Raw genomic sequence first — 22,428 nt, 5'->3', positions numbered from 1 at the left:
GCTGGCCTCAATGATCTACCTCTGCCTCGGCGGACTACACCCACAATTACCCACGAAAAGGTGAGGAGTCGCACACATGTTCGAGAGTCATGGTGAAGGCGGTTCCGGGGCCGATGCCGGTGCCGGGCTGATCGACGCCATCACCACCGCCGCCCGAGCCGAATCGGCGGCCATCGCCGCCCGACTGGCCGCCATCGGTGAGTTGGATCTGCGCCGGGAAGCCGAACTGGCCGACACCATCTTTTGGACCACCGACCCCTTCGAAGCCGTGGCCGCCGAAATCTCGGCCGCGCTGCGCATCACCCGCCACCGCGCCGGCACCCACATCCGCTACGCCCGCGCCCTACGCGACCGCCTCCCCCACGTCGCCGCCCTATTGGCCGCCGGAGTGATCGATTTCCGCATCGTGACCGCCATCATCGTGCGCACCCAAAACGTCCGAGCTGCGATATGCCACGAGTTGGATGCCATGCTGGCCCGGCACGCTTCCAAATGGATGCGACTCTCAGAGAAAAAACTGCACGACCACATCGACCAGTGGGTCATCAAACTCGACCCCAACGGCCAACGCGTCCCACCCACCATCGAAGACGACCGCCACATCACCATCGAACCCGGTGTCGCTCCCGGCATCGCCAGCATCTGGGCCAACGTGCATGCCGCCGACGCCGCCGCCTTCGACCAACAACTCGACGCCCTGGCCCGCACCGTCTGCAAAGACGATCCCCGCACCCATCAACAACGCCGCGCCGATGCGCTGGGACCCCTGTCACGACGCGAAGCCCAACTACCCTGCCTGTGCGGACTCGATAACTGCCCAGCCAAACAAACCCGCGCCGCCGCTGACGCCGCCGTGGTCCACGTGCTCGCCGAACACGCCACCCTCACCGGCACCTCAAATGATCCCGGCTACCTGCCCGGCTACGGCATCCTGCCCGCCCAGACAATCCGTGACCTGGCCGCCCACGCCAAACTCAAACCCGTCGTGATACCCGCCAGCACCCGCGAGACCACCGGCGCCGAGACCAACGACGCGTCCGACACCCCTGCTGACGCCGACGCCTCCAACGATGTAGCCGACACCCCTGCTGACGCCGATGCCGAGAACACCGACACCGATACCGATACCGATGCCGATACCGATACCGATACCGCGGATGAGGCTGATGCCGGTGATGCGCCCGGCGACCCCGCAGACATCGCTGACTTCGCCGAGACCAGCGATGTCACCGGCAACGCCGATGCGACCGATGCCACTACCCCTGCCGCCCCGGCTCCTGCCGGGGAGCCCGGCTACCGCCCCTCAGCGGCGCTACGGGAATTCATCTACTGGCGAGACCTGACCTGTCGATTCCCGGGCTGCGACGCCCCCGCCATGCGCTGCGATGTCGACCACACCGCGCCCTACCCCCACGGCCCCACACACCCATCGAACCTCAAAATGTATTGCCGCGCACACCATTTGATCAAAACCTTCGTCGCCGGCTGGACAGACCGCCAACTACCCGACGGCACAATAAAATTCACCGCACCCACCGGCCACACCTACCACACCACACCCCACGGCGCCGAACTGTTCCCCACCCTCGCCCAGCCCACCGGCACCCCGGATATCCCCGAGAACCCCAAGAGCGACCCCAGCCAACGCACCACGAAAATGCCGCGCCGCTCCAAAACCCGCGAACAACAACGCCTAGAACGCATCGAAGACGAACGCCAAGAACGCTCCGCCCTCAACACCGCCCTCGAAGTCGAACACGACTACCAAGCCTGGATCGCCGAACACTACGCACCACCCCCACCATTCTGAGCTACTCGAGCTACCCGGGGTCAAGCCCGAGCAGCTTGACGCTCTCGTTCCGCATGTCAACCTTGCGGATCTTGCCGGTGACGGTCATCGGAAATTCGTCCACCACAAGCACATAGCGTGGAATCTTGTAGTGGGCCAACTTGCCCCCGGCGAATGCCCGCAGCCTTTCGGCGTCCAACGGTGCGCAGCCGGGCTTCATCCGGACCCAGGCACAGATCTCTTCGCCGTACTTGGCATCCGGCACCCCGATCACCTGAGCGTCATCGATGTCGGGATGCGTATAGAGAAACTCCTCGATCTCCCGGGGGTACACGTTCTCGCCGCCACGGATCACCATGTCCTTGATCCGGCCGACCACCGCGCAGTAGCCGTCCTCACCCATCACCGCCAGATCCCCCGTGTGCATCCAGCCGTCGGCGTCGATGACCTCGGCGGTCTTCGCGGGCTCATTCCAGTAGCCCAACATCACCGAATACCCTCGGGTACAAAACTCCCCGGGTTGGCCGCGCTCGACAGTCGCACCGGTGTCCGGGTTGACGATCTTGATCTCGAGATGCGGGTGGACCCGTCCGATGGTGGCGGTGCGACGCTCCAGATCGTCATCGACGAGCGTCTGGCACGACACCGGCGAGGTCTCGGTCATGCCGTAACAGATGGCCACCTCGGCCATGTGCATATCGGCCACCACCCGCTTCATCACCTCAACCGGGCACACCGAGCCGGCCATGATGCCGGTCCGCAACGACGACAGGTCGAACGTCGCGAAGTCGGGATGGCCCAGCATGGCGATGAACATCGTCGGCACCCCGTACAGCGCGGTGCATCGTTCGGCCGCGACCGTGGCCAAAGTGATGCCGGGGTCGAAACCCGGTGCGGGGATGACGATCGTCGCACCGTGGGTCAGCGCCCCCAGGTTGCCCATCACCATCCCGAAGCAGTGATAAAAGGGGACTGGAATGCACACCCGGTCGCCTGGGGCGAGGTTGATCAACCCGCCGACGAAAAACCCGTTGTTGAGGATGTTGCGGTGACTCAACGTCGCCCCTTTGGGGAAACCGGTTGTCCCCGAGGTGTATTGGATGTTGATCGGGTCGGTGTGGCCCAGCTCGGCGCCGCGAGCACGTAACTGGCGCTCATCGACCTGCTCGGTACGCAAGCGGTCCCAGTCCAGCGTGCCGAGGAACACGATATCCGTGAGCGCCGGGCAGTCCGCTTGCACCTCGGCGACCATGGTGACGTAATCGGACGACTTGAACGCGGTCGCCGACACCAACGTGCGCACCCCGGATTGCCGCAGCACATAGGCCAACTCGTGGGTGCGGTAGGCCGGGTTGATGTTGACCAGGATCGCACCGATCTTGGCCGTTGCGAGCTGCAGCATCACCCATTCGGCACAGTTGGGGGCCCAGATCCCGACGCGGTCCCCCTTCTGCACACCCGAAGCCATCAGACCCCGCGCCAGCCTGTCGACCTCGACGTCGAGCTCGGCGTAGGTCCAGCGGCGTCCGGTCGCCGCCTCGACCAGCGCGTCGGCGTCGGGTCCAGAAGTGACCACCCGCTCGAAGGCCGCACCGATGGTCTCTTCCAGCACCGCTACGTTCACCGGGCCGCGGTCGTAAGACTCCATCAGAGCAGATCCTCGTATCGGTATTCCGTCGAAATCGGTTGTCCCGCCGTGTGGGCCGCATCTTCGCGACTGCGAAGCTCTACCCGACGGATCTTGCCCGAAATGGTCTTGGGCAGATCGAAGAACTCCACCCGACGCACCTTGAGGTAGGGCGCCAGATGGTCACGGGCGTAGGCCATCACGTCTTTCGCCGTCTGCGCGTTGGCCTCCCAGCCGTCGGCCAATGCGACGTAGGCCTTGGGCACCGCCAGCCGGGTATCGTCTGGTTGCGGCACCACTGCGGCCTCCACCACTGCCGGATGCTCGATCAACACACTCTCCAATTCGAACGGCGACACCTTGTAATCACTGGACTTGAACACGTCGTCGGTGCGGCCGATGTAGGTGATGTATCCGTCGGCGTCCCGGCCGGCGACGTCGCCGGTGTGATAGAAACCCCCGGCCAGCACCGACGTATTACGTTGTGGGTCATCGAGATACCCCGTCATCAGGTTGTGCGGCTGCGCCGCCAGGTCCAGGCAGATCTCCCCCTCATCGGCAACCTCCCCGGTGACCGGGTCCACCAGAACCACCGGCACCCCGGGCATCGGCCGGCCCATCGACCCGGGCTTCACCGGTTGTCCGGGAGTGTTGCCGATGAGCAGGGTGGTCTCGGTCTGGCCGAAGCCGTCCCGGATCGTCAACCCCCAGGCCTTCTCGACCTGGGCGATCACGTCGGGATTCAACGGCTCGCCGGCACCCAGGATTTCCCGCAACCCTTCGGGCTTGGAACCCAGGTCGGACTGGATGAGCATGCGCCACACCGTCGGTGGGGCACAGAACGTGTTGATGCCCGCGCGACGCAGCTGCGCCAGCAGGGCCGCCGCGTCGAACCGCCGGTAGTTGTAGACGAAGATCGTCGCCTCGGCGATCCACGGCGCGAAGAAACAGCTCCAGGCGTGTTTGGCCCAGCCCGGTGAGCTGATCGCCAGGTGGACGTCACCGGGCCGGACGCCGATCCAGGCCATCGTGGTCAGATGCCCGACCGGATAGGAGACCTGGGAATGCTCGACGAGTTTGGGCCGGCTGGTGGTGCCCGACGTGAAATAGATCAGCAGCGGATCATCGACGGTGGTGCAGGCCTGGAACCGGCGCGGCTGCCCGTCGCCGTAGCGGTGCCACCCTGTCGGGGCCTCGCCGACCGCGATGCGCACATAGTCGCCTGCGACGTCGGCGAACTTGGCCGCGTCGGCGGCGTCGACGATGACGAACCGGGCCCCGCCCCGGGTGATGCGATCGGACAGGTCCGCCGAGCCCAGCGCCCCGGTCGTCGGCATGACGACCGCGCCCAGCTTGGCGATCGCCAGCATGGATTCCCACAGCTCGACCTGGTTGCCGAGCATCAGCAGCACCCGATCGCCCTTCATCACGCCGAGCCCCTGCAACCAGGCCGCGACGCGGTCGGAGCGCTGCGCCATCTCGGCGAAGCTGATCCGCTGCTCGGATCCGTCCTCCTCGACGATCCACAACGCGGTGCGGTCGTTGTCTCGGGCGATGGCGTCGAACCAGTCGACGGCCCAGTTGAACGTGCCGTCCAGCTGTGGCCAGGCGAAACTCGCTCCGGCAATCAGCTGGTCACGGGCACTGCGGTAGCGATCCGTGTTGCTCGCGGCGACATTCATGACAGCTATGCTCTACGTCACACTCACCCGACCGCGACCCCCGAAAGTGGGTGCCTGCGATGCAGCCCTGGCCGATGCGGCCCCGCGACGCCGACGCGGTACGCGCCGAACTGCGCCGCTTGGCCACCGACACCGGGCTTCCGCTGACGTTCGGCGGGCAGGTGCACGACGACACCCTGCTGCTGAGCGAGTTCTTCGGCGCCCGCACCGGCGCCATGCGCGGGCTCGCGGTACTACCCCGGGCGGGGTTGGGCGGGGCGAGCATGGTGTCCCGCCGACCGATCTCGGTCCCCGATTACCGGGCGGCCTCGACCATCACCCACGACTACGACGGGCCCGTGCTGTCCGAGGGCGTCCGTTCGATCCTGGCGGTACCGGTCGTCGTGGACGGCCGGCCCCGCGCCGTGCTGTACGGGGCGCACCGCACCAGCGACCCGATCGGAGGCCGCACGGTGGCCGCGATGGTGACCTCGGCGCAGCGGTTGAGCGACGAGTTCCGGGTGCGCGACGAGGTGGACCGACGGATGCGCATGCGCGAGGCCGCCCTGACCGCCTTCGCCGATCAGCCCGCCGACACCGAGCAGATCCGTGCCGTGCACGCCGACCTGCGCCGGCTCGCCACCGACAGCCCGGAACTGGCCGGACCGCTGAGGGAACTCGCCGACCGGTTGGCGGTGGCGCTGCGCGGCGATCCGCCGGCCAGCGCCCCGCTGACCGCCCGTGAAGTCGACGTGCTGGCGCAGGTCGCCCTGGGGTGCACCAATGCCGAAGCCGCCCAGCGGCTTTCGTTGAAGCCGGAGACGGTGAAAAGCTACCTGCGCAGCGCGGCCGCCAAACTCGGCGCCCGTAACCGCCACGAGGCGGTGTCCAAGGCCCGGCGGTTGCGCCAGATTCCCTGAGCATTTCGGACGCTTTTCGCATGCCCACGTCGTTCTCACTAGTGCACCTACCGTCGTTCAACCCCTCTGGAGCAGACACCCAATGGCCGCTGACCCGCTGATCCGCCCGTTTTCCATCGCCGTGCCCGACGCCGACCTCGACGACCTCAAGGCCCGCCTGGCCCACACCCGATGGCCCGAGGCCGAATGCGTCGACGACTGGACCCAGGGCATCCCGCTGGGCTACACCCGAGAACTGGCGAACTACTGGGCCAATGAATACGACTGGCGCACCCGCGAAGCCGCGCTGAACCGGTTCGACCACTTCGTCACCGAGATCGACGGGCTGGACATCCATTTCATCCACCAGCGCTCGTCGCGTGCCGATGCGTTCCCGCTGATCCTCACCCACGGTTGGCCCGGATCGGTCGTCGAATTCCACAAGGTGATCGAGCCACTGACAGCGGCGGGCTTCGACGTGGTGTGCCCGTCACTGCCCGGCTACGGCTTCTCCGGCAAACCCACCTCGACCGGCTGGGGTATCGAGAAGATCGCCCAGACTTGGGACACCTTGATGACCCGCCTGGGCTACCAGCGCTACGGCGCCCAGGGCGGTGACTGGGGTTCGGCGGTGACGACGCAGATCGGCCGAAACGTGGGGGCATGCGTGGGCATTCACGTCAACATGCCGATCGCCGGGCCACCCGCCGAGGGCATCGGGGAACTGACCGAGGACCTGCAGAAGGCGCTCGCCCGCGTCGAGTACTACCGCAAGTGGGACTCGGGCTACATGAAGCAGCAGTCGACCCGGCCGCAGACCGTCGGGTACGGCCTGGTGGACTCCCCCGTCGGCCAACTGGCCTGGATCGTGGAGAAGTTCTGGTCCTGGATGGACTGCGACGGCCACCCCGAAAATGTGCTCAGCAAAGACGAATTGCTCGACAACGTGATGCTGTACTGGATCACCGCGTCGGGCGCCTCATCGGCCCGGCTGTACTGGGAGAGCGGCAACACCTTCGAGGGCGGCCAGTACGTGAAACTGCCCACCGGCATCGCGGCGTTCCCGCTGGAGCTGCTGCGGGCCCCGCGCAACTGGTGCGAAACCGCCTACAACGTCACCCATTACACGACGATGCCGCGGGGCGGACACTTCGCGGCATTCGAGCAGCCGGAGCTGTTCGTCGAGGACGTGACGACGTTCTTCAACACCGTGCGCTGAGTTTCGGGCTGATCCCGCGACGATTTCTACTGCTGGGCTGTGGTTTTCGCCGGCCGGCAGCCCTGAGGTAGAAATCGGCGCGGGTGAAAGCACCTATCGCTACGACCGCTTACGGCGAGGTCGCACTGGTGGAACGCTCAAGTCGGGTACTGAGCGCCGCATGAACTGGTCGAAATGTGGAACCGTGAATGCTGCATATCCATGGCTCGGCGTGTACAGGAGACCTTTCTCGATCAGCGTCGAGCGAGTAGGTGCGCACTGCTGAGATGAACGGTTCAACAGACGCGCTACATCTCCCGCGAGTTGGGGCTCCGGCCCGAGTTCCGCCATTGCCCGCAGGTAAGCCTGCTCCAACTCGGTCGCACGATCGAGCCGTACCCTGAAAAAGCTGCTATCGAGTTTCTCCTCGTAAACCTGCTGAGCGTTGGCTACATCCGAGCGCGTGATGCGGTTACCCGACGCCAACGGCCATACTGCGTACCCGAGTTCCTGGATGAAATACGGGTAACGCCCAGTTACCTCGGCGGCAAGTTCAAGTGCCCCATCCTCGAACTCGGCGCCTTCATCCGTTGCCGGCTCACGAAGCGCGGCGTAAGCCTCGTTCTTAGCAAGAATGCCGATCTCAGGGAACTTGAAAAGCCGCTCAGCATAGGACTTGGCTTCGCCGGCGAGCTCGGCGATTTGTGGTAGCCCAGCACCAACCATCGTGATTGGAAGCTGGAGTTGGACCGTCTTGTGAATCGCTGCGACCACAGCCTCCAACTGTTCACGTGCCAAGAACTGGATCTCGTCGAATAACAGAACTACCCCGGTGTGATGCTCTTTCGCCGCTTCGCCCAAGGCGATGAGCAGCTCAGAAAGATCCACAACCAAATCGCCCGAGTCGGCTACCCCTTCGGCTACGTCAGTGTCCAGCCCAGCCGTAATCCGACCATCAGGATCAATTGCGATTGTAAACGACTTAATCACCGCTGCAACGTGTTTAGCTCTATCTCCCCAACGCGCTTTCGGCGAGATACGCAGTAACGCTGAGCGGAACTCGCGCGCAAGCTGACGACGGAAATCGTCGTTGTCATGCTTGCTGATCTCGACATCAATTGTCGCCCATTTCCGGGCAGCCGCCTTCTTATGAAACTCGCGAAGCAGCACTGTCTTCCCCACGCCGCGCAGACCCGTGATGATCATCGACTGCTCCGTGCGCCCCTTCTCTAGCCGGGCAAGAAGCAGGTCAAACGAGCGTTGTTGGTCGTCGCGCCCGACGACCACTGGGGGCGTTGCGCCGGCATTCGGCGTGTACGGGTTGTCGAGCGGATCCATAGCAACAGTTATACGAGTTTATTGAAATCTTGTAAAGTACAATAACGTTTGTAAAACCGCTACGCCAAGCTCAGGCCAGGGAATCCACCCAGGCTCGGTGCAGGGCGGCGTAGGCACCGTCGGCTCGGCCGATGAGGTCATCGGGCGCTCCGTCCTCGATGACACGGCCATGCTCGAGCACCAGCACCCGGTCGGCGATCTGCACTGTGGACAGCCGGTGGGCGATCACCAGGGCGGTCCGGTCGGCCAACACGGTTTCCAACGCCCGCTGCACCATTCGCTCACTCGGGATGTCCAGCGACGATGTCGCCTCGTCGAGGATCAGCACCGCCGGGTCGGCCAGAAAGGCCCGGGCGAAAGCCACCAGCTGCCGCTGACCGGCCGAGAGCCGGCCACCGCGCTTGGCGACGTCGGTGCCGTACCCGTCGGGCAAGGCCTCGATGAACCGGTCGGCACCGACCGCGGCGGCGGCCGCCCGGAGCTGCGCATCGGTGGCGTCCGGGCGGCCGAACCGGATGTTGTCGGCAATGGTCCCGGCGAACATGAAGTTCTCCTGGGTCACCATCACGACGTGGCGGCGAAGTTCGGCCTGCGCCAGCTCACGCAGGTCCACCCCATCCAGCGTCACCGACCCGGCAGTGGGGTCGTAGAACCGGGCGATCAGCTTGGCGATGGTGGTCTTGCCCGCACCGGTGGTGCCCACCAGCGCCACCGTCTGACCTGCCGGCACCGCGAGCTCAAGGCCTGGCAGCACCGGGCGACCCGGGGTGTAGGCGAACTCGACATCGTGAAACCCGATGTTGCCGTTCACCTCAGGCAACGACACCGGGTGCTCTGGATCCGCGATCGCCGGCTGCTGGGCCAGCACCCCGGCCAGCTTCTCCAGCGCCGAGGACGCCGATTGGAACGTGTTGAAGAACTGCGAGATCTCCTGCATCGGCTCGAAGAACATCCGCAGATACAGCAGGAACGCCGTCAGCGTGCCGATCGTCATCTCGCCGTGCAGCACCCGGTAGCCGCCGTAGAGCAGCACCACCCCGGTGGTGAGGTTGCCGACCAGTTTGACCCCGGGCATGAACACGGCGAGCAGCTTGAAGGTCTTCTCGTTGATCGCCCGGTACCCGTCGGCGACGTCGTCGAAGATCTCCTGGTTTCGCGCCTCCCGCCGGTAGGCCTGCACGGCCTTGATCCCGGTCATGGTCTCGACGAACTGCACGATCACCAGCGCGGCACTCTCGCGCACCAACCGGTAGGTCTTGGCCGACTCGGTGCGGAACCACCACACCAGGGCCACCAGCACCGGGAACGCCACCAGACACATCAGGCCCAGCCGCCAATCCAGCGCCACCAACAGGATCGCCGTACCGAACAACGTCAACACGGCGGTGATCAGGCTGTCGAAACCGTTCTCCAGCATGTCCTGGATCGCCTCGACATCGTTGGTGGACCGGCTGACCACCCGGCCCGACGTGTAGCGATCGTGGAACGCCACATCGAGCCGGCCGAAATGCCGGAACACCCGACGACGCAACTCCAGCAGCACCTCTTGCCCGACCCGGCCGGACCGGCGCAGGAAGAACATCCGGCTGACCGCCTGCACCAGCACCACCGCGCACAGCGTGCCGACGATCACCATCAACTCGCGGGCCGGGCCGCCCTCCAGAATCGGCGGGATGCCCCGGTCGATACCCCGCTGCACCAGGATCGGAACCGACAGCCGGGCCGCGTTTTCCACCACGACCACCAGGGCCAGCATCGCGACGGCCCAGCGGTAGGGGCGCAGCAACGACCCGAGCAGGGCCCGGGCCTCCCGGCGCCGCGGCACACTCTCGTCGATCGGCAGTGCGGACGCGCCGGCGCCGCCGGCTTCATCGTCGTCGTCGGTGAGCTGGCCGCGCCACTCGGTGGTCGTCATCGGCGTTGCACCTCCGCATCGAAGCGCGGCGGCTCGCCGATTTCGTCGATCACCGTGCGTTCGTCATGCTCGCGCTGCAGCCGGCCGAGCCCCGCATCGTCCTCCCAATCGCAGCAGCGTTCACAGGCGTCGTCGAGTTGGTCATCGGCGGCCAGTAGATAGCGGTATTGCGGTACCTGCACGAGCAATTGGGTGTGGGTACCGATGTGGGTGATGGTGCCCGCTTGCAGCAGCGCCACCTTGTCGGCCAGCAGCACCGTGGACGCCCGGTGCGCGACGATGATGCCGGTGACGTCACGCAACACCCGGGCCAGCGCCTCGGTCACCACCGCCTCGGTGTGCACATCCAGCGCCGACAACGTGTCGTCGAGCACCAGGATCTGCGGCGCCGCCAGGATCGCGCGGGCCAGCGAAAGACGTTGGCGCTGACCACCGGACAAGCTCATGCCCTGCTCACCGATCCGGGTGTCCAGGCCGAACGGCAGGTCGTAGACGAACTGCGCGGCCGCGATCTCGATGGCCTCGGCCAACTGCTCGTCGCCGGCGTCGGCCCGACCGAGCCGTAGGTTCTCGGCCACCGACATCGAGAACAGCGTCGGATCCTCGAAGGCGGTCGCCACGGCCCGGCGCAGCACCGGCAGCCCGAACTCCCGGATATCGCGGCCGTCGATCAGGATCTGACCTTCGGTGACGTCGTAGAGCCGCGAGAACAGCGCGGCCAGAACGGATTTGCCCGAACCCGTCGCGCCGACCAGCGCCAGCGTCTGCCCCGGTTCCACCACCGCGTCGACGTGGCGCAGCACCCACTCGTCGCTGTCGGGGAATCTGAAGCCGACGTCGCGCAGCTCCAGACGGCCCGCACCCGGCGGGTCGGAAACCGGGCCGTCGGCGATTTCCCGTGGGGCGTCGAAGATCTCAGTGATCCGGTTGGCCGCGGTGAACGACTCCTGCGTCATCGACAACAGGAAACCCAGTGAGGCGATCGGCCACACCAGCGACAGCATCATCGTGATGAACGCGACCAGGGTGCCCATCGTCACGTGGCCATGCCCCGCCGCGTAGGCACCGAAACCGAGCACCACGATCAAGGTGAGGTTGGGGATCACCTCCAGCACCGTCCAGAACTTCGCCGACACCCCCACCCGGTCGACCTGCGTGTCGTACAGCGCCCTGGCCTGCTCGTCGAACCGGTCGAACACGTAGTCCTCGCGGCCGAACGCCTTGACCACCCGCAGCCCCAGCGCGGCCTCCTCCACGTGGGTGGCCACGTGGCCGGTCTGATCCTGCGCCAGCCGGGACAACCGGGTGTACTCCCGCTCGAAATGCAGCACGGTCAACGTGATCGGCACGATCGAGACCAGCACCACCACGCCCAGCGGCCAGTACATGGCCAGCAGGATCGACGTCACCACGACGATCTGCAGCGTGTTGAGGATCAGGAACACCAACCCGAACGACAGGAACCGGCGGATCGTGGACAGATCGTTCATCACCCGCGACAGCAGCTGACCCGACTCCCAGCGGCCGTGGAAACTCATCGGCAGGATCTGCAGCCGCGCGTACAGGTCCTTGCGGATGTCGGCCTCGACGCCCATGGTGGCGCGGGCCACCAGCCAGCGGCGGATGAACCACAGCACCGCCTCGGACACCCCGACCGCCACCGCCGCCGCACCCAGCACCCACAGCCCGTGCGGATCCTGGTGGCGCACCGGCCCGTCGATCACAGCCTTGGTCATCAGCGGAATCGCCACCGTGGCCGCCAGGCTGACCACCGCGACCACCACCATCACGATCCAGCGGGCCCGGTACGGCAACAGATAGGGCAACAACCGCCACAGATCTGAACTCGCGCGACTCACTGGACCAATTTTCCCCTCAGGGGCAAACGATTAACCTCATGCCGCCCGAACGTCCTCGGAGAACTGCGTGTCGTACAGCTCGGTGTACCGGCCGCCGCGGGCCAGCAGCTCACGGTGAGTGCCACGCTCGACGATGCGCCCGTCCTCGACGACCAGGATGAGATCGGCAGCCCGGACCGTGGACAGCCGGTGGGCAATGACCAGCGAGGTGCGGCCGGCGAGCGCCTCCGCCAAGGCCTGCTGCACCGCGGCCTCCGAGGCCGAGTCCAGCGACGCCGTCGCCTCATCGAGCACCACCACCCGCGATCGCCCCAGCAGCAGGCGCGCGATCGTCAACCGCTGCCGCTGCCCTCCGGACAGACGGTATCCCCGCTCACCGACAACCGTGTCCAAGCCGTCGGGCATCGCCGCGACCACGTCGTCGAGCCGGGCCCGGCGCAGCGCCTCCCAGAGCTCTGGCTCCGAGGCATCCGGGGCGGCCAACAGCAGGTTGGACCGGATCGACTCGTGGAACAGGTGCCCGTCCTGGGTCACCATCCCCACGGTGTCCTGCAGCGACGCGAACGTCACGTCGCGCACGTCGGCCCCGTTGAGCGTGATCGACCCGGAGTCGACGTCGTAGAGCCGGGCCAACAACGACGCGACAGTCGACTTGCCCGCCCCCGAGGACCCGACCAACGCCACCATCTGCCCGGGCCCCGCGGTGAACGAAATACCGTGCAGCACCTCGTCCCCGCCGCGGTCATCGAGCGTAGCCACCTCTTCCAGCGACGCCAGCGACACCTTGTCCGCCGCGGGATAGGAGAACCGGACGTTCTCGAACTCGACCTCGACGGGGCCCCGTGGGACGTCGACGGCATCCGGCTTCTCAGCGATCAGCGGCACCAGGTCCAACACCTCGAAAACCCGCTCGAACGACACCAGGGCGCTGGCGATCTCCACCCGGGCATTGGCCAGCGCGGTCAGCGGCGCGTACAGCCGGGTGAGCAGCAGCGCCAACGACACCACGGCACCGGCCTGCAACTGCCCGCCGATCGCCAGCACCCCGCCCAGCCCGTAGACCAGAGCCAGCGCCAACGCCGACATCAACGTCAGGGAGTTCATGAACGTCGACTGCAGCATCGCCGTGCGCACCCCGATGTCACGCACCCGATCGGCGCGCACCGCGAACTCGTCGGACTCGCGCTCCGGATTGCCGAACAACTTGACCAGCGTGGCGCCCGGCGCCGAGAACCGCTCGGTCATCTGGGTGTTCATCGTGGCGTTGTAGATGGCGGCCTCGCGCGACAGCCCGGCCATCCGGGCGCCGATGCGGCGCGCGGGCAGCACGAACAACGGCAGCAGCGCCAGCGAGAGCAACGTGATCTGCCAGGAGATGCTGAGCATCACCACCAACGTCAGGGTCAGCGTGACGAGGTTGGCCACGATGCCCGACAGCGTGTCCGAGAACGCCCGCTGTGCGCCGACGACGTCATTGCCCAGCCGGCTCACCAGTGCGCCGGTCCGGGTGCGGGTGAAGAACGCCACCGGCATGCGCTGCACGTGGTCGAAGACCGCGGTACGCAGATCCAGGATCAGGCCTTCGCCGATGTTCGACGACAACCACCTGGTCAGCAGGCCCACGGCGGCTTCGGCGACGGCGATCACAGCGATGGTGCAGGCCAGCAGCACCACCGTCGACGCCGGACCGCCCTGCGTGATCGCGTCCACCACCCGGCCGGCGAGCACGGGTGTCGTCACCGTCAACAGCGCAGTGACCACGCTGATCGCGACGAATCCGGCCAGCCTGCGATGATGGCGCGCCGAGAACCGCCAGATCCGGGACAGCAGCCGCCGGTCGGCCAGTGCCCGCAGGTCACCGCCGCGGGCGTGGGCCTGCCGGTACAGCGTCCGCCTGGCCACCGTTTCCATATTCATGTGCATCACCGTAGAACCTGAACAATTGTTGAGGTCAAAGATTTCCCTGGGCGCCTGCGCGATTCGCCGTGGGTCATCGGGCAAGATGACGGGTATGGATAGCGCTACCGGTGGCATGGCCTCGCCCCGGGTCCTCGTCGTAGACGACGACCCCGACGTGCTCGCCTCGCTGGAACGCGGGCTGCGGCTGTCCGGGTTCACCGTGTCGACCGCCGTGGACGGAGCGGAGGCGCTGCGCAGCGCCACCGAAACCCGGCCCGACGCGATCGTGCTCGACATCAACATGCCCGTCCTCGACGGCGTCAGCGTGGTGACGGCCCTTCGCGCCATGGACAACGACGTCCCCGTCTGCGTGCTCTCGGCCCGCAGCAGCGTCGACGACCGGGTGGCCGGCCTGGAAGCCGGCGCCGACGACTACCTGGTCAAACCCTTCGTGCTGCAAGAGCTCGTAGCCCGGGTCAAGGCCCTGCTGCGCCGACGTGGCGCGTCGGCCACCTTCTCGTCCGAGACCATCCAGGTGGGCCCGCTCGAAGTCGACATCCCGGGCCGCCGGGCCCGCGTCAACGGCGTGGACGTCGACCTGACCAAACGCGAGTTCGACCTGCTGGCCGTGTTGGCCGAACACAAGACCGCGGTGCTGTCCCGGGCACAGTTGCTGGAGCTGGTCTGGGGCTACGACTTCGCCGCCGACACCAACGTCGTCGACGTGTTCATCGGTTATCTGCGCCGCAAACTCGAAGCCGGCGGCGCGCCCCGGCTGCTGCACACCGTCCGCGGGGTCGGGTTCGTGCTCAGGACCCAGTAGCCGGTCATCATGAGCCTGCTGACCCGGATCTTCCGCCGCACCCCCTCGCTGCGGACCCGGGTCGCGTTCGCCACCGCCCTCGGCGCGGCGATCGTCGTCGTCATCGTCGGCACCATCGTGTGGATCGGCATCACCAACGACCGCAAGGAACGGCTGGACCGCCGCCTCGACGAGGCCGCCGGATTCGCCATCCCGTTCCTGCCGCGCGGCCTGGGCGAGATCCCCCGCTCCCCCAGCGATCAGGACGCGGTGATCACCGTGCGCCAGGCCGGAAACGTCTCGTCGAACTCGACGGTCGTGCTACCGGAACTTCCCGACGGCTACGCCGACACCTACATCGACGGCGTGCGCTGGCGGGTGCGCACCGTGCAGATCCCGGCGCCGGGGCCCATGTGGGTGGCCGTCGGCGCAACCTACGACGCCACCATCGCCGACACCAACAACCTGCATCGGCGGGTGCTGATCATCTGTGTGTTCGCGGTCGGCGCGGCCACCGTGCTGGGCTGGGTGCTGGCCGCGTTCGCCGTCCGCCCGCTCAAACGACTGGCCGAACAGACCCGCGAGATCGAGGCGAGCGACGAGGCCCCCGACGTCGAGGTGCGCGGCGCCAGTGAGGCCGTCGAGATCGCCGACGCCGTCAACGGCATGCTGCAACGCATCTGGTCCGAACAGGGCCGCACCAAGGCTGCGCTGGCCTCGGCTCGCGACTTCGCCTCGGTGTCCGCCCACGAGCTGCGCACCCCGCTCACCGCGATGCGGACCAACCTGGAGGTACTGTCCACCCTCGACCTGCCTGACGATCAACGCAAAGAAGTGGTCAACGACGTCATCCGCACCCAATCGCGCATCGAGGCCACCCTCGGCGCGCTGGAACGGCTGGCCCAGGGGGAGCTGACCACCACCGACGATCACGTCACCGTCGACATCACCGAACTGCTCGACCGCGCCGCCCACGACGCCATGCGGGTCTATCCCGACCTCGAAGTGACGCTGGCACCCTCACCGACCGTGATCATCATCGGCCTGCCGACCGGGCTGCGGCTGGCCGTGGACAACGCCATCGCCAACGCCGTCAAACACGGCGGCGCCACCCGGGTGCAACTGTCGGCAGTCAGCTCCCGCGAGGGCGTGGAGATCGCCATCGACGACGACGGGGTGGGCGTGCCCGAGGAGGAACGCGTGATGGTGTTCGACCGCTTCTCCCGAGGATCCACCGCCTCCCGGTCCGGCTCGGGCCTCGGCCTGGCGCTCGTCGCTCAGCAGGCCGAATTGCACGGCGGCACAGCGGCACTGGACGCCAGCCCGTTGGGCGGGGTCCGGCTGCTACTGAAGCTGCCGGGACCCCGCTAGAAGTAGTTCCTGTTCGCGCGTGTTGTGTTGTTACTTGTTCTCGCGCTGCGACTTACCGCTGTCCCACCGGTTGAAACCGGCCTTCTCGGCGGATTCCACGTCGGCGAACCATATCTCGGCCACCGTCACCGAGTACGACGGGCTCTCCGGCGAGTGGTAGAGCATCGAATCCTCGTTGCCCTTGATCAGATAACCCGTCGGCGTGCCCGCACCAGAGACCCGGACCGAGCCGGCACCGTACGGCGACTCCTCGACGACCTTGACATCGTCTTTGGCGTCGCCCTTGACGTCGCCGGCACCCGCCTCGTGCTTGCCCCCACCGGCGGCGAACGCGGCCGCCCCGGCACCGGCGGCTGCCGCACCCGCTGCCGCGGCACCGGAGGCCTTGGGCAGTTTCGTGGTGGGTTCGTCGACCGCACCGGTCGTGGCCGCACTGGCCTTGGGCAGCTTGGTCGTCGCGTCGTCAGCGGTGGCCGTTGTGGTGGCCGTTGTGCTGGCCGGACGACGACCCAGGGCGCCGTACACCGGCACCTCCCGCTTCACCCGACGCAGGGTCAACGCCAGTGTCAGCACCAGCCCGAGGACGAACGACAGGGCCATCAACCACCAGTTCACATCGTTCATCGCCGTGCTCCGATCTCGCGTGAGCCGGGTAGTTCGGCGAACGCTTCTTCCTCACTGGTGGGCTTGACCGTGATCACCGAGATCAACCAGGCCACCAGCGAACCCACCACGAACGCGAGCAGATACCAGAACCATTGGATTACGAAGTCCATGTCGAATCTCCCTAGTTGACCGTGATCTCGACGCGGCGGTTCTGCGCCTTGCCTTCGGGGGTGTCATTGCCGGCGATCGGATTCGCCGACCCGGCACCGGACGAGGTCACGTGGTCGGCCGGCAGCCCCTGCGAAACCAGATAGTCGGCAACGGCTTTCGCGCGGTTACCGCTGAGCGGAATGTTGATGGCGTCATTGCCCGAGCTGTCGGTGTACCCGGTGACGGCCACCTTCGCGCCCTCGCAGGTCTTCAACTTGTCGGCCACCTGTGACAGCAGTTGCTGCGACGCCGGCGCCAGGACGAACCCGTCGGTGCTGAAGTTGATCGGGGTACGCAACAGCGCGCTCACATCACCCTGTAACACCGCACACGGGCCCGGGGTACCACCGGGAGCGCCCGGGGCACCGGGAGCCGGAGGTGCCGGCGGCGCCGGCGCGGCCGGAGCGGGACCGACCTGAATGTTGTTGACAACCTTGATGTTCGGCCAGGCGGTCTTGGCTGCCGCCTCCACCGCATCGCGGGCCTCGGCCGACACCGCGGTGCCGGTCAGCGTCACGGTGTCACCATCGATCTTGAACGCGAAATCGGGAATCCGGTCGCCGGCCGCGTCGAACAGCGAACCCAGCGCGGCCACGTCGGGCGTGCTCACCCCCGGGCGCAGATTCAGGTTGTCGACCAGATTGACGCCCGCCCCGAACTTTCCACGCAGCCAGTCCATCAGGGACGCCTTGGCGGCACCGTCGGGCAGATCCCCGGAAAGGTTGAAATCATTGCCGTTACGGGTGATCGACAGCGGCGCGAACGACAGGTTCGGCATATTGACGTTGGGTGCGTTGACATCCGGGGCGTTCACGTCCGGTGCGGTCAAGGTCGCCGTGGGATTCACATCGGGCCGCGTGAGTTCGGCGTCCTTGCCCGAGCGGTCGAGCCCGCCCCATCCGATGAGCCCCAGCAACAACGGAACTGCCGCCAGCGCCAGCAACCAACCCAAACCGGGTGGTCGTCGATATAACTTGGAGGCTGTTTGCCAGCCTGTGATTGTCCGAGATTCGTCCGAACCCGACATTTGGGCACTCCCTGAAGTCGACGAACAGTTATCTACAGCAGCGAAACAGATTGACGGTAGCAGCAAATGGAATTCAGCGGCCCGGTTCGGACAATTCTTACCGAACTCGTGATGCGTCAGCGGGTGGCGAGCAGGTCGATCACGAAAATCAGCGTCTTACCCGAAAGTCGATGCCCCGACCCGGCCGGTCCATATGCCTGTTCCGGCGGAATGACGAGCTGGCGCCGGCCACCGACCCGCATACCCGGAATTCCGTCCTGCCAACCCTGAATTAGACCCCGCAAGGGAAATTCAATGGATTCACCGCGATTCCACGAGCTGTCGAACTCCTCACCGGAGTCGTATTCGACACCTACATAGTGCACCTCGACATTGCCGCCGGGCACTGCCTCGGCACCGTCGCCCACCACCAGGTCCTTGATGACCAATTCGGTCGGGGCGGGTCCGTCCGGAAACTCGATCTCTGGTTTTGTACTCACCAGATCCACGGTAGTCCGGCAGACTGGTGATGTGGCCAAAGATCAGGACATCCTCGCCGAAGTTCACCGGCTCGTCGCCGAAGAGCAGGAGCTCCGGTCGAAACTGCAGCGCCGGGAGATCGACGAATCCGAAGAGCAACAACGGCTGAAGTCGCTGGAAGTGGCCCTCGACCAATGCTGGGACCTGTTGCGCCAGCGTCGCGCGCTCCGCGAAACCGGGCAGGACCCGGGCCTGGCCGAGCAGCGTGGGGCCGACGAGGTCGAGGGCTACCGGGGCTGACTTGGACGTTGTCATCGTCGGCGGCGGGCACAACGGCTTGGTGGCCGCGGCCTACCTGGCCCGCGCCGGACGCCGGGTGCAGGTGCTCGAGCGGCTCGACCACGTCGGCGGTGCCGCGGTGTCGGCGCACGCCTTCGACGGCGTGGACGCCCGGCTGTCCCGGTACTCGTATCTGGTCAGCCTGCTGCCGCCCCGGATCGTCACCGATCTGGGGGCGCGAATCCGGCTGTCCCGGCGCCGGTATTCGTCCTACACCCCGGACCCGGCCACCGGCGGGGCCACCGGGCTGCTGATCGGACCCCGGCCGACCTTCGACGCGATCGGTGCCGGCGCCGACGCCGCCGGGTTCGCCGACTTCTACCGCCGGTGCCGGCTTGTCACCAGCCGGATCTGGCCCACCCTGCTGCAGCCGGTACGCAGCCGCTCGGAGATGCGCCGCGACGTGCTGGCCGGACAGGATCGCGAGGCTGCGGCGGCCTGGGCGGCCCTGATCGAACGGCCGGTCGGCGAGGCGATCACCGCTGCGGTGTCACACGATCTGGTGCGCGGCGTGATGGCCACCGACGCCCTGATCGGCACCTTCGCCGACATCGACGACGCATCGCTGACCCAGAACATCTGCTTCCTGTACCACCTGATCGGCGGCGGCACCGGCGACTGGGAGGTGCCGGTCGGTGGGATGGGCGCGGTGAGCGGGGCCCTGGCCGCCGCGGCCACCGGTTACGGTGCCGAAATCATCACCGGCGCAGAGGTTTACGCGATCCACCCGGACGGCGAGGTGCACTACCGGCACCGCGGGTCGTCGCGCCGGGTCCGCGCCGGGCACGTGCTGGCCAACGTCACCCCGGCCGTGCTGGCCGAACTGCTGGGCGATCCGGTCCCCGGCACCGCCCCCGGGGCGCAGGTCAAGGTGAACCTGATGCTGCGCCGCCTGCCCCGGCTGCGCGACGAAAACATCACGCCCGAGCAGGCATTCGGCGGAACCTTCCACGTCAACGAAGCCCTCGGCCAGCTCGCCGGGGCCTACGACACCGCCACCGCCGGCCGGGTGCCCGACCCGCTGCCGTGCGAAATCTACTGCCACTCCCTGACCGATCCCAGCATCCTGTCCGACGACCTGCGTGCCTCCGGCGCCCACACCCTGACCGTCTTCGGTCTGCACACCCCGCATGCGCTCACCCGCAAAGACCCCGACCGGATGCGCGACCGGCTCACCTCGGCCGTGTTGAACTCGCTGAATTCCGTTCTGGCCGAACCTGTTCAGGACGTCCTCCTGGAGGATGCCGCCGGCCGGCTGTGTATCGAGACCAAGACCACCGCCGACCTGGAGCAGGCCCTGGGGATGACCGCCGGCAACATCTTCCACGGCGCCCTGCGCTGGCCGTTCACCGAGGACGACGAACCACGCGACACCCCGGCGCAACGTTGGGGCGTGGCGACCGCCCATGACCGGATCCTGCTGTGCGGCTCGGGATCGGTGCGCGGCGGCGCGGTCTCGGGGATCGGCGGGCACAACGCCGCGATGGCGGTGCTGCAACGCTAACGGGCGCGGGACAGGATGGCGCGCAGGGTTTCGAGATCGGCGGTGCTGAGCGCGCTCAGCACCTCGGGCGCCGGGTCGTCGACCTGATCGATACGTGCCAGCAGCGCGTGTCCGGCGGCCGTGAGCGACACCAGCTTGCTGCGCCGGTTGGCCGGATCGACTTCACGCACGACCAGCCCACGCTCCTCGAGATCGTTGACCGCGACCGTGGCGGCCGGGGCGTCGACCGTCGCGGCGTGCGCCACCTGCTTGACCGTCAACGGGGCCCGCTCCAGCCGGCGCAGGATCCGGATCCGGCTGAATGGCAGCCCGCTCTCCTCGATCACCGCGCGTTTCCACGCGTCACGGTGGTCGAACACCAAGCGGGTCAAGGCCCGCCACACCTCGTCGGCCAACTCGGCCCGCCGCTGATCAGACATGGCTCGCCTGCTGGGGGTGATGCTCACCGATCAACGGGGTCAGCTTCTGCGCCGAGCGCAACGCCCAGGGTGTGGTGGAGAGAATGCCGAGCGCGACGATGGCCAAACCGAATGCCGCACAGACGAACCACAACGGGCGGGCAGCGGCGGCGAAATCCACGCCGCTGCCGGCCAATGCCGTCCCGGCCACCGAACCACACAGGGCCACACCGATACTCACGCCGATCTGCCGGCTGGTTGAGGCCACCGCCGAGGCGGCGCCCGCCCGATCCAGCGGCATGCCGCTGACGGCGGTGTTGGTGATGGGCGCGTTGACCATCGAGAAGCCGACACCGAATACCGCAAACAGGACCAGCAGCTGCCAGACCGGGGTGTCACCGGACAGGCGGGTCAACAGGATGGTGGCCAGGGTGATCATCGCACCCGACACCAGCAACGAGGGCCGACTGCCGTACCGCCCCACCAGCCGGCCCGACAGTGGCGAGAAGACCAGGGCGCCGGCGGCCACCGGCAGGTAGAGCAGGCCGGTGTGCATTGCCGAGTATCCCCGCTCGGTCTGCAGGTACAGCGACATCATGAACAGGAACGCCCCGTAGGCAGCGAACGCGCAGACCGCGATCAGGGTGGCCGAGGCGAACGGCACGCTGCGGAAGAACCGCAGATCGATGAACGGATCCCGGCGGCGGGATTCATAACGCAGGAACGCCACCAGGGCCGTCGACGCGATCGCGGCGACGGCCAGGGTGCGCGGATCGGTCCAGCCCAATCCCGGCCCCTCGATCAAGACGAAGACCACGCCGAACAGGAACGCCACGCCGAGGGCCTGGCCGACCGGATCGAGGTCACGCATCGTCGCCGAGCGGGATTCCGGGACGAAGATCGCGGTGAGCATCACGGCCAGCGCACAGATGGGCAGGTTGATCCAGAACACCGCGCGCCAGTCGACGTACTCGATCAGGGCCCCGCCCACGATCGGGCCGAGCGCCATGGAGATGCCGACCACCCCGCCCCACACGCCGATGGCCCGGGCCCGCTCGACCCGGCCGGTGAACACCTGGGTGATGATCGACATGGCCACCGGATTGAGCATCGAGCCCCCGATGGCCTGCAGGAAACGGGCCGCGATGAGGGTTTCGATGTTGGGCGCGAGGCTGCACAGCAGCGAGGCCACCGCGAAGATCGTCAGGCCCAGCTGGAACGTCCGCCTGCGCCCGAACCGGTCGCCCGTCGCGCCGGACAGCAACAGCAGCGAGGCCAGCACCAGCGTGTAGACGTCGACGATCCACTGCAGCTGCGAGGGTGAGGCACCCAGATCCGTCCGGATACTCGGCAATGCGACGTTGACGATGGTGGCGTCCATCGACACGATCAGCAGGCTCAGGCAACACGAAGCGAGGATGATCGCCTTGCGCCGAGGGCTGATCGGGTCAACGGTTGTATGCACACAACAATTGTGAAACTACAACTGTCATTGACGCAAGCCGTCACTCCAGCGTGACGCTCGGG

Annotated in this window: 19 protein-coding genes; 7 read left to right on the top strand and 12 right to left on the bottom strand. The window is 66.9% G+C overall.

All coding sequences use genetic code 11. The features are described 5' to 3' along the window. Positions 1-76: 76 nt before the first annotated feature. Entirely contained in the window at positions 77-1,810 is a 1,734-nt protein-coding gene (locus tag FR943_RS05765) for an HNH endonuclease signature motif containing protein (RefSeq protein ID WP_217155378.1), read from the top strand. Between the two features lie 10 nt (positions 1,811-1,820). Here FR943_RS05765 and FR943_RS05760 read toward each other — a convergent pair whose 3' ends face one another. Further along, entirely contained in the window at positions 1,821-3,437 is a 1,617-nt protein-coding gene (locus FR943_RS05760) for an AMP-binding protein (protein ID WP_217155377.1), read from the bottom strand. Next, positions 3,437-5,098 (bottom strand): AMP-binding protein, encoded by a 1,662-nt coding sequence (locus FR943_RS05755; protein ID WP_217155376.1) that lies wholly within the window; start codon positions 5,096-5,098, stop codon positions 3,437-3,439. The genes FR943_RS05760 and FR943_RS05755 overlap by 1 nt, the downstream gene beginning before the upstream one ends. 59 nt (positions 5,099-5,157) lie before the next feature. Between FR943_RS05755 and FR943_RS05750 the strand changes: the two genes are divergently transcribed. Then, complete coding sequence (locus FR943_RS05750) at positions 5,158-5,997, top strand: LuxR C-terminal-related transcriptional regulator (protein WP_217155375.1); 840 nt, start codon at positions 5,158-5,160, stop codon at positions 5,995-5,997. 82 nt (positions 5,998-6,079) lie between these two features. Continuing rightward, positions 6,080-7,195, top strand: a complete 1,116-nt coding sequence (locus FR943_RS05745; protein ID WP_217155374.1) for an epoxide hydrolase family protein — start codon at positions 6,080-6,082, stop codon at positions 7,193-7,195. Positions 7,196-7,294: 99 nt separating this feature from the next. Here the strand turns inward: FR943_RS05745 and FR943_RS05740 are convergent, their stop codons facing one another. The 4 genes from FR943_RS05740 to FR943_RS05725 all read right to left on the bottom strand — a co-directional run bounded on the left by FR943_RS05740 (position 7,295) and on the right by FR943_RS05725 (position 14,203). Beyond that, complete coding sequence (locus tag FR943_RS05740) at positions 7,295-8,512, bottom strand: ATP-binding protein (protein WP_217155373.1); 1,218 nt, start codon at positions 8,510-8,512, stop codon at positions 7,295-7,297. Between the two features lie 70 nt (positions 8,513-8,582). Then, positions 8,583-10,427 carry an ABC transporter ATP-binding protein gene (locus tag FR943_RS05735; protein WP_217155372.1) on the bottom strand — a complete coding sequence of 615 codons (1,845 nt, stop codon included), beginning with the start codon at positions 10,425-10,427 and terminating at the stop codon, positions 8,583-8,585. Then, positions 10,424-12,295: an ABC transporter ATP-binding protein gene (locus FR943_RS05730; protein WP_217155400.1), complete on the bottom strand. Its 1,872-nt coding sequence runs from the start codon at positions 12,293-12,295 to the stop codon at positions 10,424-10,426. The genes FR943_RS05735 and FR943_RS05730 overlap by 4 nt, the downstream gene beginning before the upstream one ends. A 27-nt stretch (positions 12,296-12,322) precedes the next feature. Beyond that, positions 12,323-14,203, bottom strand: coding sequence for an ABC transporter ATP-binding protein (locus FR943_RS05725; RefSeq protein WP_217155371.1), 1,881 nt, complete (start codon positions 14,201-14,203; stop codon positions 12,323-12,325). 85 nt (positions 14,204-14,288) lie between these two features. Here FR943_RS05725 and prrA point away from each other — a divergent pair, with 85 nt between their 5' ends. Together prrA and FR943_RS05715 are read left to right on the top strand one after the other, a co-directional pair. After that, positions 14,289-15,008 carry a response regulator transcription factor gene (prrA, locus tag FR943_RS05720; RefSeq protein WP_217155370.1) on the top strand — a complete coding sequence of 240 codons (720 nt, stop codon included), beginning with the start codon at positions 14,289-14,291 and terminating at the stop codon, positions 15,006-15,008. Positions 15,009-15,017: 9 nt separating this feature from the next. Then, a complete protein-coding gene (locus tag FR943_RS05715) occupies positions 15,018-16,358 on the top strand; it encodes a sensor histidine kinase (protein ID WP_217155369.1) in 1,341 nt (446 codons plus the stop codon). A gap of 30 nt (positions 16,359-16,388) precedes the next feature. Here the strand turns inward: FR943_RS05715 and arfC are convergent, their stop codons facing one another. From arfC to FR943_RS05695, 4 genes are all read right to left on the bottom strand, one after another. Continuing rightward, positions 16,389-16,982 (bottom strand): channel accessory protein ArfC, sunset domain variant, encoded by a 594-nt coding sequence (arfC, locus tag FR943_RS05710; RefSeq protein WP_217155368.1) that lies wholly within the window; start codon positions 16,980-16,982, stop codon positions 16,389-16,391. Continuing rightward, a complete protein-coding gene (arfB, locus tag FR943_RS05705; RefSeq protein WP_217155367.1) occupies positions 16,979-17,134 on the bottom strand; it encodes a channel accessory protein ArfB in 156 nt (51 codons plus the stop codon). The genes arfC and arfB overlap by 4 nt, the downstream gene beginning before the upstream one ends. An 11-nt stretch (positions 17,135-17,145) precedes the next feature. Then, positions 17,146-18,201 (bottom strand): channel-forming protein ArfA/OmpATb, encoded by a 1,056-nt coding sequence (arfA, locus tag FR943_RS05700; protein WP_217155366.1) that lies wholly within the window; start codon positions 18,199-18,201, stop codon positions 17,146-17,148. Positions 18,202-18,317: 116 nt separating this feature from the next. Beyond that, complete coding sequence (locus FR943_RS05695) at positions 18,318-18,680, bottom strand: FKBP-type peptidyl-prolyl cis-trans isomerase (RefSeq protein WP_217155365.1); 363 nt, start codon at positions 18,678-18,680, stop codon at positions 18,318-18,320. A 31-nt stretch (positions 18,681-18,711) separates the two neighbouring features. Between FR943_RS05695 and FR943_RS05690 the strand changes: the two genes are divergently transcribed. After that, on the top strand, positions 18,712-18,960 hold the full coding sequence (locus FR943_RS05690; RefSeq protein ID WP_217155364.1) for a DUF2630 family protein: 249 nt from the start codon (positions 18,712-18,714) through the stop codon (positions 18,958-18,960). 1 nt (position 18,961) lies between these two features. Then, entirely contained in the window at positions 18,962-20,503 is a 1,542-nt protein-coding gene (locus FR943_RS05685; RefSeq protein ID WP_217155363.1) for a phytoene desaturase family protein, read from the top strand. Here FR943_RS05685 and FR943_RS05680 read toward each other — a convergent pair. Both FR943_RS05680 and FR943_RS05675 read right to left on the bottom strand, forming a co-directional pair. Beyond that, positions 20,500-20,922: a MarR family winged helix-turn-helix transcriptional regulator gene (locus tag FR943_RS05680; protein WP_217155362.1), complete on the bottom strand. Its 423-nt coding sequence runs from the start codon at positions 20,920-20,922 to the stop codon at positions 20,500-20,502. The two genes, FR943_RS05685 and FR943_RS05680, sit on opposite strands and share 4 nt — an antisense overlap. Next, positions 20,915-22,345, bottom strand: coding sequence for an MFS transporter (locus FR943_RS05675; protein ID WP_504970594.1), 1,431 nt, complete (start codon positions 22,343-22,345; stop codon positions 20,915-20,917). Before FR943_RS05675 ends, FR943_RS05680 begins: the two co-directional genes overlap by 8 nt. Positions 22,346-22,428: the final 83 nt, after the last annotated feature.

The sequence above is a fragment of the [Mycobacterium] fortunisiensis genome (assembly GCF_019050325.1).
Lineage (GTDB): Bacteria > Actinomycetota > Actinomycetes > Mycobacteriales > Mycobacteriaceae > Mycobacterium > Mycobacterium fortunisiensis.
This window is presented reverse-complemented; position numbering and strand designations above follow the sequence as displayed.